Below are 17879 nucleotides of genomic sequence, written 5' to 3' on the forward strand. Positions count from 1 at the left end.
ACTCAGCCGGCGGCGGCCTTCTTCTTTTCCAGACGGGCACGGATGCTTGCGACATCGGCCTTTGGCGTCGCCGCGAAAAGCGTGCGCGTGTACTCGTGCTGCGGGTTCTCGAAGACCTCATCGCGCGTGCCGTATTCGACCGCCTCGCCGAAATACATCACCATCACCTTGTCGGCGATGTAGCGCACCACCGACAGGTCGTGGCTGATGAAGACGTAGGTGAGGCCGAATTCGTCCTGCAGGTCGGCGAGCAGGTTGAGGATCTGCGCCTGCACCGAAAGGTCGAGCGCGGAGACCGGCTCGTCCAGCACCAGCAGGCGCGGGCGCAGCATGATCGCGCGTGCAATCGCCACGCGCTGGCGCTGGCCGCCGGAGAACATGTGCGGATAGCGCCCGTAATGTTCCGGCTTCAGCCCGACCTTCTCCAGCATGGCAAGAGCCGCATCGCGCCGTTCGGCCGCGCTCATGGAGGTGTTGAGCAGCAGGGGCTCTTCCAGCACGGCGCCGATCTTCTGGCGCGGATTGAGCGAGCCGTACGGGTTCTGGAAGACGATCTGCACCGCCTGGCGCATTTCGCGGGTGACGCCGTGGCGGGCGATGTCGATCGCCTTGCCGTCGATCTCGATGGAGCCGGAGGTCGGCTGGTCGATCATCGTCAGCATGCGGGCGAGGGTCGACTTGCCGCAGCCGCTTTCGCCGACCACCGCCAGCGTCGTGCCGCGTTCCACGTCGAAGCTGACGCCCTTGACCGCGTGCAGCAGGCGGGGGGCGGAAAACAGGCCGCCGCCGATCTCGTAGTCGCGCTTGAGATCGCGGACTTTCAGGATCGCATCGCTCATGAGCGCGCCTCCCGTCCGGTATCCGCCCCGTTGCCGGCACCCGGCGTGAAGTCCCTGCCGAAATCGGCGACGGTCGGCAACCGGTCGCCGGTGGCGTTCTCGGGCAGGGCCGACAGCAGCGCCTTGGTGTAGGGATTGCTCGGGTTCTCGAACAGGGTGAGCACGTCGGCGGTTTCCATCTGGCGCCCCTGATACTGGACGACCACCCGGTCGGCGGTCTCGGCGACGACACCCATGTCGTGGGTGATCATGATGAGGCCCATGCCGTGGTCGCGCTGCAGGCCGGTCAAAAGGTCGAGGATCTGCTTCTGGATGGTGACGTCGAGCGCGGTGGTCGGCTCGTCGGCGATCAGCAGCTTCGGATTGCAGGCGGTGGCGATGGCGATCATCACCCGCTGGCACTGGCCGCCCGACATCTGGTGCGGGAACGCGCCGACGCGGCGTTCCGGCTCGGGAATGCCGACGGCGGTGAGCAGTTCGATCACCCGGTCGCGGCGCTGCCGGCGATCGAGCTTCGTGTGGGTCTTCAGCGCCTCGTCGAGCTGGAAGCCGACCGTGAAGCACGGATTGAGGCTGGCGATCGGCTCCTGGAAGATCATCGCGATGTCCTTGCCGATGACCTGGCGCCGACGCGCCGCGGACAGGGACCGGAGGTCTATGTCCTCGAAGGTCATCTTGTCGGCGGTGACCGTCGCCGTGTCGGGCAGCAAGCCCATCAGGGCCAGCATGGCGACCGACTTGCCGGAGCCGCTTTCGCCGACGATGGCAAGCACCTCTCCGGCCTCGACCGTGTAGTCGACGCCGGCAAGGGCGCGGAACGGGCCGGCGGCGGTGTCGAATTCGACGCTGAGATTGCGGATTTCGAGCAGGCTCATGGGTCAGCTCCGCTTCAGCTTCGGGTCGAGGGCATCGCGCAGGCCGTCGCCAACCAGGTTGATCGCCAGAACGGTGATCAGGATCGCAAGGCCCGGGAAGGTCACCACCCACCAGGCGCGCAGGATGAACTCGCGCGCCTCGGCCAGCATGGTGCCCCATTCGGGGGTGGGCGGCTGTGCGCCCATGCCCAGGAAGCCGAGAGCCGCCGCATCGAGGATCGCGTTGGAGAAGGACAGGGTTGCCTGGACGATCAGGGGCGCCAGACAGTTCGGCAGGATCGTCTTGAACATCAGCCGCAGCTTGCCGGCGCCGGCGAGCCGTGCGGCCACCACATAGTCGCGGTTGCGCTCGGCCAGCACCGCAGCACGGGTCAGGCGGACGAAATGCGGCTGCAGCACCAGGGCGATGGCGATCATGGCGTTGACGAGGCCTGGCCCGAGCACGGCGACCAGCACCAGCGCCAGCAGCAGCGAGGGGAAGGCGAGGATCACGTCCATCACCCGCATGATCACGGTGTCGACCCAGCCGCGGAAGAAGCCGGCGACGAGGCCGAGCACGATGCCGCCGCTGAGCGCGATGGTCACCACGACGAGGCCGATGAACAGCGAGAAGCGGGCGCCGTAGATCAGCCGCGAGAGAATGTCGCGGCCGACCGCATCCGTGCCGAGCAGGAAGGCCGTCTTGCCGCCTTCCGACCAGAACGGCGGGGTGAGGAAGCTGTCGCGGTACTGCATGTCGGGATCGTGCGGCGCGACGAGCGGTGCGGCGAGCGCGACGAGCACCAGGGTGGCGAAGACCACGAGGCCGATGACGGCGCCGCGGTTGCGGGAGAAGTAGAACCAGAACTCGGCGAGCATCTGCCGCGTGGCATTGCGGCTTTCGGCCTCGACGGAGACGGCGGAAGTGGGGGTGTCGGTCATGGTCGGCTCCGGCTCAGGTGTGGCGGATGCGCGGATTGACAAGCCCGTAGAGCATGTCGACCGTCAGGTTCACGATCATCACGATGAGGGCGATCATCAGCAGGCCGCCCTGCACGACGGGGTAGTCGCGGCGGGAGATGCTGTCGATCATCCACTTGCCGATGCCCGGCCAGGAGAAGATCGTCTCGGTGAGAATGGCGCCGGCGAGCAGCACGCCAACCTGCAGGCCGATGGTGGTCAGCACCGGGATCATGGCGTTTCTGAGCGCATGCAGGCCGACGACGCGCAGCGGCGCCAGGCCCTTGGCCCTTGCGGTGCGCACATAGTCCTCGCCCAGCACTTCCAGCATGGCCGAGCGGGTCTGGCGGGCGATGACCGCCAGCGGGATCGTCGCCAGCACGATGGAGGGCAGGATCAGGTGGCTGAGGGCCGAGGTGAAGGCGCCCTTCTGCCCCGACAGGAGACTGTCGATCAGCATGAAGCCGGTGACCTGCGGGAAGAAGTACATCAGCGAGATGCGGCCCGAAACCGGTGTCCATTGCAGGATGCCGGAGAACAGGATGATCAGCAGCAGGCCCCACCAGAAGATCGGCATCGAATAGCCGATCAGCGCGGTGCCCATGATCGCCTGGTCGGCGACGGAGCCGCGCCGGACGGCGGCGAGGATACCTGCGGGGATGCCGAGCGCCACCGCGATGATGATCGCGCACAGGGCCAGTTCGACGGTCGCCGGGAACAGCGCCATGAATTCGTCGAAGACCGGTTTCTTGGTGACGATGGAATTGCCGAGATCGCCGGTGAGAACGCCGACGATGTAGTCGAGATATTGCTGCCAGATGGGCTGGGAGAAGCCGAATTGCTCCATCAGCTGGTTGTAGCGTTCGGGGCTGAGGCCGCGCTCGCCGGCCAGCAGCAGCACGGGATCGCCCGGCAGCAGGCGAATGAAGCCGAAGGCGATGATCGTCACGCCGATGAAGGTCGGAACGAGCAAGGCCAGACGGGCGAACAGGAAACGGATCATCGGATGCGTCCAAAACGACCGCACCGGCCCCGGACTGGATCCGGGCCGGTGCGGGATGGCGTTGGCCGGGCCGGTCGGCCCCGGAAGGTTACTTCCGGAGCGTTCCGGCCGCGGCGGCGCGCGGTTTACTCGGCAATGTCGACGCCGTCAAACCAGTGGCCGCCGAGCGGGTCCATGACATAGCCGGACACCTTGGCCGACATCGGCATGAACACGACCGAATGGGCGATGGTGGCCCACGGCGCCTGCTCCTTGAAGACCACCTGGGCCTCTTCGTAGAGCTTGGTGCGCTCGGCCTTGTCCGAGATGGTCTTGGCCTTCTGGATCAGGTCGTCGAAGGGCTGGTGGCACCACTGGGCGCGGTTGGCGCCGCCGACGCCGTCGCAACCGAGCAGCACGGCGAGGAAGTTGTCCGGATCACCGTTGTCGCCGGTCCAGCCGAGCAGGATGGCGCCGTCGCGGTCCTTCTCGCTCGAGCGCTTCAGGTACTCGCCCCACTCGTAGGAGACGATCTCGACCTCGACGCCGACCTTGGCGAAGTCAGCCTGGATCAGCTCCGCCATGCGGCGGGCGTTCGGGTTGTACGGGCGCTGCACCGGCATCGCCCAGACCTTCATCTTCAGGCCCGAGACGCCGGCTTCTTCCAGCATCTTCTTGGCTGCGTCCGGATCGTACGGATCGTCGACGATCTGGTCGTTATAGGACCACATGGTCGGCGGGATCGGGTTCTTGGCCGCCTGGCCGGCGCCCTGGAACACCGCGTCGAGGATCGCCTGCTTGTTGATGGCCATGTTGAGGGCCTTGCGGACCTTCGGGTTGTCGAAGGGGGCCATCTGGGTGTTGTAGGCGAGGTAACCGACGTTGAGGCCTTCCTGCTCCATCAGGTTCAGGTTGGAATCGGCCTTGATGTCGGCGATGTCGGCCGGTGCCGGATACGGCATCACGTGGCACTCGCCGGCCTTCAGCTTCTGCAGGCGCACCGAGGCGTCCGGCGTGATCGCGAAGATCAGGTTGTCGATCGGCTGCTTGCCGCCCCAGTAGTCGGCGAAGGCCTGGTAGCGGATGACCGCGTCCTTCTGGTAGCCGACGAAGGAGAACGGACCGGTGCCGACCGGCTCCTGGTTCATCATGTCCATCTTGCCGTCCGCGGCGAGCTTGTCGGCATATTCGGCCGACAGGATCGAGGCGAAGTCCATGGCGAGATTGGCGATCATCGGCGCTTCCGGCCGGTTCAGCACAAACTTCACCGTGTAGTCGTCGACCTTGACGATCTCCTTGATGAGATCGGGCATCGACATGCCGTTGAAATACTCCCAGGACGCGCCGGCGGTGTAGGCGTGCCACGGGTGGTTCGGGTCGCGCTGGCGCTCGAAGGAGAAGATCACGTCGTCGGCGTTGAAGTCGCGGGTCGGCGTGAAGAAGGACGTGGTGTGGAACTTGACGCCCTTGCGCAGGTTGAAGGTGTACTCCAGCCCGTCGTCGGAGACCGACCAGCTCTCGGCGAGGCCCGGCAGGACCTCGGTGGTGCCGCGCTTGAACTCGACGAGGCGATTGAACACCGGCTTGGACGAGGCGTCGAAGGTGGTGCCGGCGGTGTACAGCGCGGAGTCGAAGCCTTCAGGCGAACCTTCAGAGCAATAGACGAGGTTCTTGGCCGAGGCCGCACCGGTCGCGAACAAGGCAAGGCTGACGCCCAGAAGGGCGGCCTTCATGCTGCGGCTAATGATCATGGATACTCTCCCGTTTGAATATTCGGCATGTCGCGGCAGTGCTTCCCTTTGGGAAGGTTGTTTTTCCGCAAGCAGCCTTGATGGCACAGTAGTCGCGCCTGAAACGGGTTACAACAGGATGATGCTTTCTATTTTTGGTCCGTTTCGGGAGAAAAAACCTGCCCGGCAGGCGGGCCGGGAATTTCCTCGTCACAATTGGCAAGTGTACCGAATGCTTGGCCCCAGGCGCCAATGCTGCCCGAACATGGTGGGCCGGTTGTGCCGGGGGCGCAATGCGTTGCGAGGGGGCGTGCGCCCCTTACCGGCTGCGACCGGGCGCAGGTCGCCCGGCCGTGCCTGATCGGCAGTGACGCTTGCGCGGGATCACACCTCGTCTTCGGAGGGAATGTCCTGCGGCTTCTTCTTGCGCCGGCGGCGCGGGGCCTTGGGCTCGGCGTCGTCGGGCTGGGCTGCCTGGCTGTCCGTCTCGCCGGCCTCCGCCTTCGCTTTCGCCTTTGCCGGCTTGGCGGTCGCCTCGATCACCTTTTCCTCGTCCTCGCTCGCCGCGAGCTTCGGCGGCATGTGATAGGTGACCTGCGGGAACGGGATCTCTATTCCGCGCTCGTCGAACACGGCCTTGATGTGCTCGTTGTAGGCGCGGCCGACCGACCACTGCGATCCCGGGCGCGTCTTGATGCGGGCGCGCACGGTGATGGCGCTGTCGCCGAACATGGTGATGCCGTGCATCTCCAGCGGCTCCAGGATCTCCGACTTGTAGTCGGTCTGCATCAGCCGGTCGAAGGCCGCATGCATGGCCAGCTTCACTTCCGTGAGGTCGCTGTCGTAGGCAACGCCGATCGCCGCCACGTGATAGGCCCAGCCGCGCATGAAGTTGGCGACCCGGTCGACCGTGGAGAAGGGGATCATGTGGGCGGTGCCGTCGATGTCGCGCAGGCGCACCGAGCGGATGGTTAGCTTCTCCACCGTGCCGGTGACGCCGCCGAGCGTCACGACGTCGCCTTCGTTCATGGCGTTCTCGAACTGGATGAACGCGCCGGTGATGATGTCCTGCACCAGCTTCTGCGAACCGAAGGAGATGGCGAGACCGAAGACACCGGCACCGGCGATCAGCGGGCCGATGTTGACCCCGATCTCCGACAGGGCGAGCAGCGTGATCATCACCACCAGCAGGATCGAGAAGGCGTTGCGGAACAGGTTGAACAGCGTCTTCTCGCGCGAGGTCGGCAGGCGGCCGCGCGGATTGAGGCGCAGGTCCACCCAGCTCATCACGGCAAGCCAGATCAGGAAGCCGATGCCGATGATGATGCCTGCGGATGCAGCGCGGCTCGTCCAGTCCTGCCCGTCGCTGGAGCTGAACCACGACAGGGCGTCGATCATGTCCCAGGCCTGCAGGATGCCGATGATCACGCAGACGAAGACGCCGAGGCGGACCAGCGAGAGCACCCGCGGCACGAAGGTGTTGAGGCGCCGCTCCAGCATGGGCAGGCGCTCATGCACGTTCTGCGGCAGGCGCACGCCGCCGGCGATGGCCCGGGTCAGCGCCAGCGAGACGATGGTGCCGACCATCACCGTCAGCACCGACAGGGCGGTGGCGCGGACCATGAACGTGACCGCGTCGAAGGGCCGGGACAGCCACACGCCGAGCAGCATCAGCACGTAGATGATGGCGACGATGTGCCAGGTGCGGGCGACGATCTCCACCAGGCCGGTGGTGACGACGTTCGACTGGCGTTCTCCATAGGCGAGGATGCGTTCGCGCGTTGCCAGCCGGTTGCGCATGATCGCGGAGATGGCGATCAGGACGCTGGCCAGCACGATCATCATGCGCACCGAGTCGGCGAGCAGGAACGAGATGTTGTTGGCGATCAGCGGCACCACGACCATCGTGCCGTAGCCCAGCACGTTGTAGATGGTGAACAGCCAGCGGCGCCAGTACAGCGCCTGCTCGTCGTCGAGCGGCACCAGGCGCAGGGCGGCAAACTCGGGGCTCAGTGCGAACCGCGTCAGCACCTTGGCGATCTGGATGAAGAAGAAGGCGTTGAGGAAGAGCGATTCCACCAGCTCGACATGGCGCAGGTTCTCGCCCGTATAGAGCGCGACGGCGTAACCGGCGCCCAGCGCGATGGCCACGATCAGCGCCTCTGCCACCAGATGCAGCACCAGAAGCGTGACGCGCTTGACCACCGTCATCGACTGGTCCCGGCCGATCAGTCGGGCGAACAGCCGGTAGGCGAGCTTGTGCAGCAGCACCACGATGGCGAAGGCGACGAAGGCGATGATCACCAGCTGCAGCAGGATGCTCTGGACGCGATCCCAGTTGGCTCCGGCGCTATAGGACAGTGCCGTCGGCAGCGAGGTGAAGGAGCGGGCAATCCGCTCCACATAGACCATGCCTTCGCTGACCACATTCTGCGTGGCCATGGCGATGCGCAGAGCGATGTGGCTCGGCTGGCGCTCCGCCTCGGTCTCGGCCGGGGTTACTTCCCCTTCCGCGGCGGCCGGAGATGCGTCCGAAGGCGCGCCTTCCGCCGGTACGGGCGAGGAGGAGGAAGGCGCCGGAGCGGCCGTGCCCGGGGCGTTGGTTGGAGCGGTGGCCGGGTCGCGCTGCAGATAGTCGATCAGCGCGCCGCGCGCGCCGGGGTCCTGCAGCAGCCGGATCAGCGCTTCCGCATCCTGGCGGGTCTGCGCAACGGACTGCGCCGCTCCTGCCGGGCTTCCTGATGCCTGTTCGCCGGATTGCTGCGGTGCCGGTTGGCCGGACTGGGCGAGAGCCGGTCCCGGCAGGCCCGAAGGCAGCAGCAGGAGGGCGGCAAGCAGGAGGGGGAAGAGGAGACGGGCGAAGCGTCCGTTGCAGGGCATGCGGAATCCTTCTTTTTGCCGCATCGGCGATCCGCGCCGACCGCAAGCAGGAAGGCAGGATGCAAGACAGCGGTTTGGGAAACGGCCGGCATGTCGACCGTCTCCTGGAGGTTTCCCCTAACTACCTACCCTATCGGGGCGTGCCGTCAACCAGACGGGGCCCTTCGGCGTCCTCGCCAAGACCCTCCGGCAGCAGGCCCGCCGGCAGGTTCTGATAGGCGACCGGCCGCAGGAACCGCAGGATGGCACGCGACCCGACCGAGGTGGAGCGGGTGTCGGTGGAGGCAGGATACGGACCTCCGTGCATCATCGAATGACAGACCTCGACGCCGGTGGAAAAACCGTTGACCAGCAGGCGGCCGGCCTTGCGCTCCAGGACGGGAACGAGCTTGCGGGCGGTTGCCATGTCCTCGGCATCGTCCGGCTCCATCAGCAGCGTCGCGGTCAACTGGCCTTCCAGCGCGGCGGCAACGGCGAGCCGCTCCTCTTCGCTGCGGCAGCGCACCACGACGGCCGCCGGCCCGAACACCTCTTCCTGCAGGGCGTGCGAGGCGAGGAAGGCGGCCGCTGTCGTCTCGAAGACCGCCGGCGTGACGTGGCAGCTGCCCGGTTTCCCGCTTGCAGAGGGGGAAGCTGCAGATGTGCGCTTCGAAAGCGCGGCATCTTGCGTGCGCCCCTCGACGGCCCGGCGATAGGCGCCGGCAATGCCGGGGGTCAGCATGGCCTGAGCCGGCACGTCCGCGAGTACCGCGTCGGCAGCATCCAGGAACGCCTCCAGCCCTTCACCCTCCAGCGCCACCACGACGCCGGGATTGGTGCAGAACTGGCCGGTGCCCAGCGTCAGCGAGCGGGCCCAGTCGGCGCCGAGCGCCGCCGCGCGTGCGGCAAGGGCCGCCGGCAGGGCGAAGACCGGGTTGATCGAGCCGAGCTCCCCGTAGAACGGGATCGGCTGCGGCCGCGAGACGGCAATGTCGAAGAGCGCGCGGCCCCCGCGCAGCGACCCGGTGAAGCCGACAGCGGAGATCAGGGGATGGGCGACGAGCGCGGCGCCGGACGCATGGCCTGCGCCCTGCAGCAGCGAGAAGGTGCCGGCCGGCATGTTGCAGGCGCGGATCGCGGCGGCTACCGCGCGCGCCACCAGCTCCGCCGTGCCGGGATGGGCAGGGTGTCCCTTGACCACGACCGGGCAGCCGGCGGCCAAGGCCGATGCGGTGTCGCCGCCGGTGGTGGAGAAGGCGAGGGGGAAATTCGAGGCGCCGAACACGGCGACGGGCCCGAGCGGGCGCAGGATCGAGCGGATGTCGGGGCGCGACAGCGGCTTGCGGTCCGGCTGGGCGGTGTCGATGCGGGCATCGAAGCAGTGGCCGGCCTCGATCCAGTCGGCGAAGAACCGGAGCTGGCCGGTGGTGCGGCCGAGCTCGCCGGTCAGGCGCGCTTCCGGCAGTCCGCTTTCGCGCATGGCACGCGCGACGATGGCCTCGCCGTCGATCTCCATCTCCCGGGCGATACGGCGCAGGAAGGCGGCGCGCTCGGCGACCGGACGGGCGGAATAGTCGGCAAAGGCAGCCTCCGCCGCGCGCGCGGCCTTGTCGACCAGCGCCGCGTCGGCCTCGGCGAAGGCGGGGGCAAGCTGCTCGCCCGTTGCGGGATCGAGGGCGTGGAAGGCGCCGGTACCGGCGATCCAGTCTCCGGCGACGAGGTGATGACCGTTCGGCATGGGCGTCTCCAGCGCGTCAGGAACGAAGGATATCTGGCCGGCCAGCGTAGCCGGATGTCTACTCGACTACTGATATATCAGAATGGAATCAAGTCCGGGATCCGGTTGCATCCGATCCTCTCCGGCAAGGGATTGGTAACCGGAACGTGTCAGGTTGCAAGAGCCGCAAAAGGACACCGGATGCTCAACGAACTGTTGAAGCTCGCTCGCAACCCGACCCGCGAGGCGCGCTGCAGGTTGCTGCAGCGCGTCGCCGATCTTTTTCTGGATCGCGTGGGCGAGCACAGCGACGAGGAACTGCGGCTGTTCTGCGACATCATCATGAAACTGCTCGACGGGGCGGAGCTGAAGGTGCGCGCGCATTTGTCCCAGCGCATGGCGCCGTGGAGCCAGACGCCGCACCAGATCGCCTACCGGCTTGCCACCGACGAGATCGTCGTGGCGACGCCGATGCTGGAGCTGAGCCCGGCCTTGACCGAGGCCGATCTCGTCAAGATCGCCCGGCGCATGCCCGAGAGCCATCTTCTGGTCGTCGCCCGGCGCGAGGGCTTGCCGGGCCGGGTGTCGGATGCGCTGGTGGAACGGGGGCCGACCAAGGTCTGGCGGGCGGTTGCCGAGAACCGGCGCACCGGCCTGTCCGACTGGGCGCTGCGAACGCTGGCCAAGCGCTCCTTGTCCGATACGCGCCTGCGCTCCAGCGTGGCGGCGCGGGGCGACCTGACGCCGCTGATCTGCGAGTGGCTGATCCCGCATGTGAACGCGGCGACCCGCGTCCGCCTGGAGGCGATCCTCAGCGGAACGGATCCGGGCGACCTGACCATGCCTGAGGCGGACAGCGACGAGCTGCGGCGCCGGTACAACCTCTTCATGGAATCCTGCGATGTGGACGAGGCCTGGCGCCTGGTGCAGGAGGGCAAGTACAGCTTCGGTTCGATCCTGCTCGTCCTGCTGGCGGAAGCGCGCACGGGCGATGCGTTCGAGCTGTTGGCGCGCCAGACCGGCGAAAGCGTCGCCTCCGTCCAGCGGGCGGTGTACCAGTCCGGCATCGACGAGTTGATCGGCCTGTGCCGGGTTTCCGGCACGTCCGACCAGGTGTTCCTGGCTCTGGCGCATCTGCGCTGCAAGCATCTGGGCATCCCCGAGACCCAGGCGATGCGCTGGCTCGATGCCTATCGCCGGACCCGCGCGACAAAGACCGGCAGCGGGCCGAGCCAGCTGCGCAGCCATCGTCCGAACGGCGCGCCGCTGTCCTGAGCTTGTCCGTTCAGCGGTTGCGGGAGACGATGGCGGCGGCCAGTGCGGTCATCACGGTGGCCGAAGCGTAGAACCACAGGCCCGGCAGGCTGGTCGCCGAGGCGAGCCCGCTGGTCTTGGCGGCGAAAACGACCAGCGCCACCAGCATCACATCCATCATCGACCACTTGCCGAGTGCGTGCATCAACGCATGGCCGATCCCCGAGCGGCCGGCGATGGCCGCCACATGCAGGGCCAGGATCTTGGCCGCCGGAAAGGCGATGGAGAAGAGGCCGACCACGACCGCCAGCAGCGTTTCCTGTTCCCGCCACAGGCCGGCGACGAGCGCGAGCAGCGCCGGACGGTCGGTGAGGAAATAGAGCCGCTCCAGTTCGAGCAGCGGCAGCGTCAGGCCGAGGATGAAGCAGGTGGTGGCGGCCGGCAGCAGCAGGGCGAGCAGAAGGCGCATGGCTCAGCCGCCCCGCATTTCGGCGCTTGCCGCCGGACTTGCGCCTGCCTCGTGCACCAGGTGCAGCAAGGGGTAGGGGCGGCCCTGGTCGTCGCGCTCCGAGCGGCCGGTGACGGTGAAGCCGAGGCGCTCGTAGAAGGCGGCAGCGCCCGCGTTCTGCTCGTTGACGTCGGTCACGAGGCGCGGGAACTGCGCCAGCGCATGGGCAACGAGCGCACGTCCCGCACCCCGTCCATGGGCAGCCGGGTCGATGAACAGCGCATCGAGATGGCCTTCGCTCAGCACCATGAAGCCGGCCACCGTGCCGTCCCGGTCGACGGCGAGGGTCAGCGGCACCTCGGGCAGGAAGCCGCGCACCATCTCCTCGATCTCCGCGAAGTCCTCGGGGGAGAGGAAGTCATGGGTGGCCGCGACGGCGCGCTGCCAGATCGCGATGGCCGTTGCGCTTTCGCCCGCGCCTGCGTTTCGTATCGTCCACATGGGCGCTGCTATCCCACGCAAAGAGGGCCTGCGCAAATGCAAAAGGGCCCGCGCTGCGGGCCCCTTGGAATGGGTCGAGGAGAATTGGCGCCGACCCGCCTCGTCCCGCTTGCACGGACACGAAAAGGCGACGGTCAGATCCGGGTCTTGCGGCGCGCCGCCACTTCGTCGAGGGCGTCCTGCTCGGCGGCATCGCGCTCCTGGCGCTCGCGAATCTGGTCGCGCTCTTCCAGCAGCTCGAATTTCTTCAGCTCTTCCAGCGCCTCGCGCAGGTCCTCGCGCGCGGCCTCCAGCTGGCCGTTCAGCTCCTCGGCGGAGTTCAGCAGGTTGTCGCGGCGCTGGGCCGCGGCCTTGGCAAAGGTCGGGTACGCGAAATGGCCGACATCGGTGATGCCGACACGCTCCTGCTCTGCGAGGATCTGGTCGTCCAGCTCGCGGGCCATGCGCTTGAACTCGTCGACCATCGACTCGATCTGTGCCAGTTGGCGACGGCGCTCGTCGACCTGAAACTGCTTCAGGCGAATGAGACTCTCACGCGACTTCATTACTCAATACTCCCGTTGCGCAGGCCAACTTAAGCGAGAGTCATTTCCAAAAGGTTGGCAAGTTCACTATAGCCGGCTCCGATCGTGCTCGCATCGCCTTTCGACTGGCCGAGGAAGGTCTCCAGCCGGTCGTGGCGGGCGATCGCCTCGTCCACCACCGGGTCCGACCCGCGGCGATAGGCGCCGAGGCGGATCAGTTCTTCCATGTCCGAGTAGGTCGCCATCAGTGCCCGTGCCTTGCGCAGGATCGGCTGCACCTCTTCCGGCACGCAGCGCGGCATGGTGCGCGAAACCGACTTCAGCACGTTGATCGCCGGATAGCGGCCGCGCTCGGCGATGGCCCGCTCCATGACGATATGGCCGTCGAGAATGCCGCGCACCGCGTCGGCGACCGGCTCGTTGTGGTTGTCGCCTTCCACCAGCACTGTGAAGAGACCGGTGATCGAGCCCGATCCGGGTCGGCCCGGTCCGGCACGTTCCAGCAGCTTGGGCAGCTCGGTGAAGACGGTCGGCGTATAGCCCTTGGAGGTCGGCGGCTCGCCGATGGACAGGCCGATTTCGCGCTGGGCCATGGCAAAGCGGGTGACGGAATCCATCATGCACATGACATTGCGCCCGGCATCGCGGAAATGCTCGGCGACCGTCATGGTCAGATAGGCCGCCTGACGCCGCATCAGCACGCTTTCGTCGGAGGTGGCGACGACGACGACCGAACGGGCAAGGCCTTCCGGTCCCAGGTCGTCCTCGATGAATTCCTGCACCTCGCGGCCGCGCTCGCCGATCAGGCCGATCACCGCGACATCGGCCGCCATGTTGCGGGCGATCATCGACATCAGCACCGACTTGCCGACGCCGGAGCCGGCGAAGATGCCCATGCGCTGGCCCTCGCAGCAGGTGACGAAGGTGTTGAGCGCACGCACGCCGAGATCGAGCGGCGGGCCGACCCGGCCGCGCTCGCCGGCAGCCGGCGGGTTGGTGCGCAGCCGCCGCGGTTCGCCGCCGGCGGGCAGGGGGCCGAGCCCGTCGATCGGCTCGCCCATGGCGTTGACCACGCGCCCGAGCCAGCCATCGCAGGGATGGGCCAGGCTCTCGCGCGCGGTCAGCACGGCGCGGCACCCGAGGCGCACGCCCTCCAGCCCGGCAAAGGGCATGCACAGCGCGCGTTCGTCGCGGAAGCCGACCACCTCGGCCGGCACGGCCGGACCGTTTTCCCCGCTCTCCACGGCGAGCACGGCACCGACGCTCATTTCGTGTACGGGGCCGGCAACTTCCACCAGGAGACCCTGCACGGCGACCACGCGGCCGTAGATCTCGGCGGGCATCAGGGCTTCGAGTTCGGCGAAGAGTGGGTCCATCTGATCCTCAAGGGTCGGTAAAGAAGGTCCCAGAAAGCGAAGATATGGTAACCTATCGTTTACAAGTTTGGTTAATCTTAATGTCGAGGGTTCTGGATGGCGAGCCATCCTGGGTCCCGCGTCCGGCGTAGAGGTTGAGTCACCTGAGTCGTTTGCCGCGGCTTGTTAATGTGACACTTGAAGATTTTATGGAAAGGATTTCCATTGAATTTTCAAGGATTTGGAAAAGTTTTCCAAACTGGCCTCATCGGCGCTTGCAGGTGTGAATCAGAATTTGTTAACCATTGTCTCACACACTGAGTCGAGGTTAACCGCAGTCCTTAGCACCGGGAGCGTACTGGCCGGCGCGGCTTGCCCAGGATAGGCAGACATAGGGGATTGGCATGCGTGTCCTGTTGATCGAGGATGACAGCGCAACGGCGCAAAGCATCGAACTGATGCTCAAGTCCGAGAATTTCAACGTCTACACGACGGATCTTGGCGAGGAAGGTATCGACCTCGGCAAGCTATACGATTACGACATCATCATGCTGGATCTCAATCTGCCCGACATGTCGGGTTACGAGGTCCTGCGGACGCTGCGCGTGTCCAAGGTGAAAACTCCGATCCTGATCCTGTCCGGTCTCGCCGGCATCGAGGACAAGGTTCGCGGGCTCGGCTTCGGCGCCGACGACTACATGACCAAGCCGTTCCACAAGGACGAGCTCGTGGCGCGTATCCATGCGATCGTGCGCCGCTCGAAGGGGCATGCCCAGTCGGTCATCACCACGGGCGACCTGGTGGTCAATCTCGACACCAAGACGGTCGAGGTTTCCGGCCAGCGCGTGCATCTGACCGGCAAGGAATACCAGATGCTGGAGCTGCTTTCCCTGCGCAAGGGAACGACGCTCACCAAGGAGATGTTCCTGAACCATCTCTATGGCGGCATGGACGAGCCGGAACTGAAGATCATCGACGTGTTCATCTGCAAGCTGCGCAAGAAGCTGGCAGCCGCCACGTCGGGCAAGAACTACATCGAGACCGTCTGGGGTCGCGGCTACGTGCTGCGCGAGCCGGAAGAGAAGGCGGCCTGAGCCGGCCTTTCCTGCGATTGATGTCTTGAGTTTTGATCGAAGGCCCTGCCATGCGGCGGGGCCTTCGTCGTTTCTGGCTGTGTCGTTTTGCGCCGTGCCTCACATCCCCCAGGCGGCGCGGAAGCGCTCGCGGATGCCGGCAAGGCGGGCGCGCGGCTCGTTGGCGAAGACGAGGCGCAGGTAGCGCCCGGCCTGGTCAGGCGCGCCCCAACCGGTCATCGCCGTGGCGGCGATCCGCCCCTTGTCCAGCAGCAGCGCCGAGGCCCGCTCCGGCGGCAGGTCGAGCGCGGCCGTGTCGATCAGCAGCGACCAGCCGCCGTCGGGCCTGACGCAGGGCAGGTCGGCAAGCTCGGCAAGGATCAGGTCGCGCCGGGCGCGCCAGCGTCCGGTCGCCTGCGCCACGCCGTCGTCATTGGTGGTCAGGGCGGCAGCCGCGCCCGGCATGCCGATGCCGACCTGGCAGACCACATTGGACAGGCTGACGAGGCCGACATCGTTCATCAAGGCGCGCGGGCCGACGATCCAGCCGACGCGCCAGCCGATCATCCGGTATTCCTTGGAGACGCTCCCGATCGTCACGGTGCGCTCGCGCATGTCCGGAAACTGCAGCGGATGCAGAACCGGCGCATCGGTATAGAGGATCCGCTCCATCGCCGCGTCATGCACCAGCCAGGCGCCCGTCTGCCGCACCAGATCGCAGATCGCCTGCCATTCCTGGTGGCTATGGACGATGCCCGAGGGCATCGACGGGCTCATGGTTAGCACCGCGCGCGTCTTGTCGGAGCGGGCGGCGGCAAGCGCCTCAAGGTCCAGCCGCCAGCCGCCATCCGTCACCTTCAAGGGCACCAGGCGCGGCACGCCGCCGGCAAGGCGGATGCGGTTGAGCAGGCCGGCATAGGCCGGATCGGTGATGATCACCTCGTCGCCCGGCTCCAGGATCGCCAGCAGTACGTTGAGAATGCCGGAGAGGCCCCCGGCCGAGACGATGCATTCCGCCTCCGGATCATACGCGACGCCCGTGTCGGCCTCGATCCGGGCGACGGCCGCCTCTCGCAAGGCGTGGATGCCGAGGAACGGCAGGTAGCTGTTGGCCGCGTCCGCATCGACAGAGGCGCGGGTCGCCTCCAGCGCGGCGCGCGGCGGTGCGATATCCGTGTCGAGGTTCTCCAGCCGCAGCATGTCCGGATCGCCGAGCGCGTCGGCGGCATTGCCCATCTTGTCGACATTGATGCCGGGGATGTGGCGCAGGCGAGAAACTGTCATACGATTCTCCTTATTGGATCCAATTTAAGATATTGAATGCAACAGGCACTGGCTTATGTCAATTGTCGAGGGCGTCGGAAGAGGAAGCCTGAGTCGCGGCAAGACCCGCGTTCCGCACCTCGCGGCGGGCAAAAGGACAGGCAAGGGGATCATGACCGTGAGCGGATCGGGAGACAGCGGGCAGGGGATGCAGACGGCGGGCGCCAAGGGCCGCGACCAGACGCAGTCCGTCGCCGACCGGCTGCGCGAGCGGATCATTTCCGGGGAGCTTGCCGCCGGCCAGCCGCTGCGCCAGGAGACGATTGCCGAAGCCTACGGCGTCAGCCGCATGCCGGTGCGCGAGGCGCTGCGCCTGCTGCAGGCGGAAGGCTTCGTGGAGATGGTCCGCAATCGCGGCGCCAGCGTCGCCGCCATCGACGCGCGCGATCTCGCCGAGATCCACGAGATGCGGGTGCTGGCCGAGTGCCTTGCCCTGCGCCATGCGATCCCCGAACTGACCGAAAGCCGGATCGACCGGGCGGAAAGCATCCAGGGCGAATTGGAAACCGCGCCCATCGAGGCGTTCGGCGCGCTCAACAAGCGCTTCCACATGACGCTGTACGAGGCCTGCGCCCGCCCGCGCCTGCTTGCGCATATCTCATTGCTGCACGATGCGGCGGACCGCTACCTGCGCATCGCCATCCGCCAGCTCGACTACGCGGTGCGGTCCGACCGCGAGCACCGCGAACTCCTCGCTGCCTGCCGCCGCCGCGATGCGGCAGCCGCGCAGGAGATCCTGCGCACCCATATCGAGGAAGCGGGCAAGGCGTTGCTGGGGGCGTTGCCGGGGTAGGGGGGGGCTACCGCTCCAACCCTCCCGTGAGCGTCATCGCCTGGCGGCGGCAGAAAGTGTCGGTTCAAGACCATCGACGAGACGCAGCAGGCGCTCGACGCCTGGCTGGTCACGGACAGTGCAAGCGCCGGCACCAGGGCCGCGACATGAACGGGCGAACCCCGCTTCGGGCCTCCATCGCCGGTTTGTCTGGCCGCGCGGCACAGCAACCGAGGAAACCTAAAGAAAACAGGCTGACAACCGGCCAAAAACACGCTTCAATGACCTTAGAAATTCGCTCCCTTGAACCCGCTTCAAAAACGCGGTGCTGTCCGGGACAAACCGTCTCTGTATAGTCTAGGCCGCGAAAAAAGCGGGCTCCCAAGCTTCGCGCTCGCAAAGCTCATTTTGACACAATTTTTGTTTGATTTACTGTTAGATAAAGTGATTCATGGATCATGATTCCATGGTGGATACATACGCAACATTGAAAGCGGCGATCTCTCGGCCCAATCGATCAAGTCCTTGGTCGTCTGAGCTTTTGGGTAAGCCGTCAATAAAGTTCATTTTAGCTAGAAATTTTGATCGTTATTCTCGATTACTTGCGTACGATTTTGTTACTGCGCTCTATGAGGTCTCTGGCATCGAAATAGTTGATGTGCACATCTCAGATGGTTGTATCGACGTT

General features: G+C 66.2%; 15 protein-coding genes. 3 read left to right on the plus strand and 12 right to left on the minus strand.

All coding sequences use genetic code 11. The features are described from left to right. Positions 1-2: 2 nt before the first annotated feature. From ACVJ6E_RS13940 to ACVJ6E_RS13970, 7 genes are all read right to left on the minus strand, one after another. A complete protein-coding gene (locus ACVJ6E_RS13940) occupies positions 3-839 on the minus strand; it encodes a dipeptide ABC transporter ATP-binding protein (RefSeq protein WP_120269565.1) in 837 nt (278 codons plus the stop codon). Then, positions 836-1714 (minus strand): ABC transporter ATP-binding protein, encoded by an 879-nt coding sequence (locus ACVJ6E_RS13945; RefSeq protein WP_120269564.1) that lies wholly within the window; start codon positions 1712-1714, stop codon positions 836-838. The genes ACVJ6E_RS13940 and ACVJ6E_RS13945 overlap by 4 nt, the downstream gene beginning before the upstream one ends. 3 nt (positions 1715-1717) lie before the next feature. Then, complete coding sequence (locus ACVJ6E_RS13950) at positions 1718-2635, minus strand: ABC transporter permease subunit (RefSeq protein ID WP_120269563.1); 918 nt, start codon at positions 2633-2635, stop codon at positions 1718-1720. Between the two features lie 13 nt (positions 2636-2648). After that, positions 2649-3656, minus strand: a complete 1008-nt coding sequence (locus ACVJ6E_RS13955) for an ABC transporter permease subunit (protein ID WP_120269750.1) — start codon at positions 3654-3656, stop codon at positions 2649-2651. Between the two features lie 125 nt (positions 3657-3781). Then, on the minus strand, positions 3782-5386 hold the full coding sequence (locus ACVJ6E_RS13960; protein WP_120269562.1) for an ABC transporter substrate-binding protein: 1605 nt from the start codon (positions 5384-5386) through the stop codon (positions 3782-3784). Positions 5387-5749: 363 nt separating this feature from the next. Continuing rightward, entirely contained in the window at positions 5750-8245 is a 2496-nt protein-coding gene (locus ACVJ6E_RS13965) for a mechanosensitive ion channel domain-containing protein (RefSeq protein WP_158592716.1), read from the minus strand. A 130-nt stretch (positions 8246-8375) separates the two neighbouring features. Further along, on the minus strand, positions 8376-9962 hold the full coding sequence (locus tag ACVJ6E_RS13970) for an aldehyde dehydrogenase (NADP(+)) (RefSeq protein ID WP_120269560.1): 1587 nt from the start codon (positions 9960-9962) through the stop codon (positions 8376-8378). A gap of 180 nt (positions 9963-10142) precedes the next feature. Between ACVJ6E_RS13970 and ACVJ6E_RS13975 the strand changes: the two genes are divergently transcribed. After that, positions 10143-11216, plus strand: coding sequence for a DUF2336 domain-containing protein (locus ACVJ6E_RS13975; protein ID WP_158592715.1), 1074 nt, complete (start codon positions 10143-10145; stop codon positions 11214-11216). 10 nt (positions 11217-11226) lie between these two features. Here ACVJ6E_RS13975 and ACVJ6E_RS13980 read toward each other — a convergent pair whose 3' ends face one another. The 4 genes from ACVJ6E_RS13980 to fliI all read right to left on the minus strand — a co-directional run bounded on the left by ACVJ6E_RS13980 (position 11227) and on the right by fliI (position 14044). Further along, on the minus strand, positions 11227-11664 hold the full coding sequence (locus ACVJ6E_RS13980; RefSeq protein WP_120269558.1) for a paraquat-inducible protein A: 438 nt from the start codon (positions 11662-11664) through the stop codon (positions 11227-11229). 3 nt (positions 11665-11667) lie between these two features. Next, positions 11668-12144 carry an acetyltransferase gene (locus ACVJ6E_RS13985; protein WP_120269557.1) on the minus strand — a complete coding sequence of 159 codons (477 nt, stop codon included), beginning with the start codon at positions 12142-12144 and terminating at the stop codon, positions 11668-11670. 134 nt (positions 12145-12278) lie between these two features. After that, the gene (gene fliJ, locus ACVJ6E_RS13990) at positions 12279-12689 is read right to left on the minus strand and encodes a flagellar export protein FliJ (RefSeq protein ID WP_120269556.1); all 411 of its coding nucleotides are present in this window, start codon (positions 12687-12689) and stop codon (positions 12279-12281) included. Between the two features lie 29 nt (positions 12690-12718). Then, positions 12719-14044 carry a flagellar protein export ATPase FliI gene (fliI, locus tag ACVJ6E_RS13995; protein WP_120269555.1) on the minus strand — a complete coding sequence of 442 codons (1326 nt, stop codon included), beginning with the start codon at positions 14042-14044 and terminating at the stop codon, positions 12719-12721. 383 nt (positions 14045-14427) lie between these two features. Here fliI and ctrA point away from each other — a divergent pair, with 383 nt between their 5' ends. Then, positions 14428-15117 (plus strand): response regulator transcription factor CtrA, encoded by a 690-nt coding sequence (ctrA, locus tag ACVJ6E_RS14000; protein ID WP_067218837.1) that lies wholly within the window; start codon positions 14428-14430, stop codon positions 15115-15117. Positions 15118-15216: 99 nt separating this feature from the next. Here ctrA and ACVJ6E_RS14005 read toward each other — a convergent pair whose 3' ends face one another. After that, entirely contained in the window at positions 15217-16380 is a 1164-nt protein-coding gene (locus tag ACVJ6E_RS14005) for a pyridoxal phosphate-dependent aminotransferase (protein ID WP_120269554.1), read from the minus strand. A gap of 151 nt (positions 16381-16531) precedes the next feature. Between ACVJ6E_RS14005 and ACVJ6E_RS14010 the strand changes: the two genes are divergently transcribed. Continuing rightward, entirely contained in the window at positions 16532-17212 is a 681-nt protein-coding gene (locus ACVJ6E_RS14010; protein WP_491676476.1) for a GntR family transcriptional regulator, read from the plus strand. Positions 17213-17879 lie beyond the last annotated feature (667 nt).

The sequence above is a fragment of the Stappia sp. G46H5W genome (assembly GCF_058448995.1).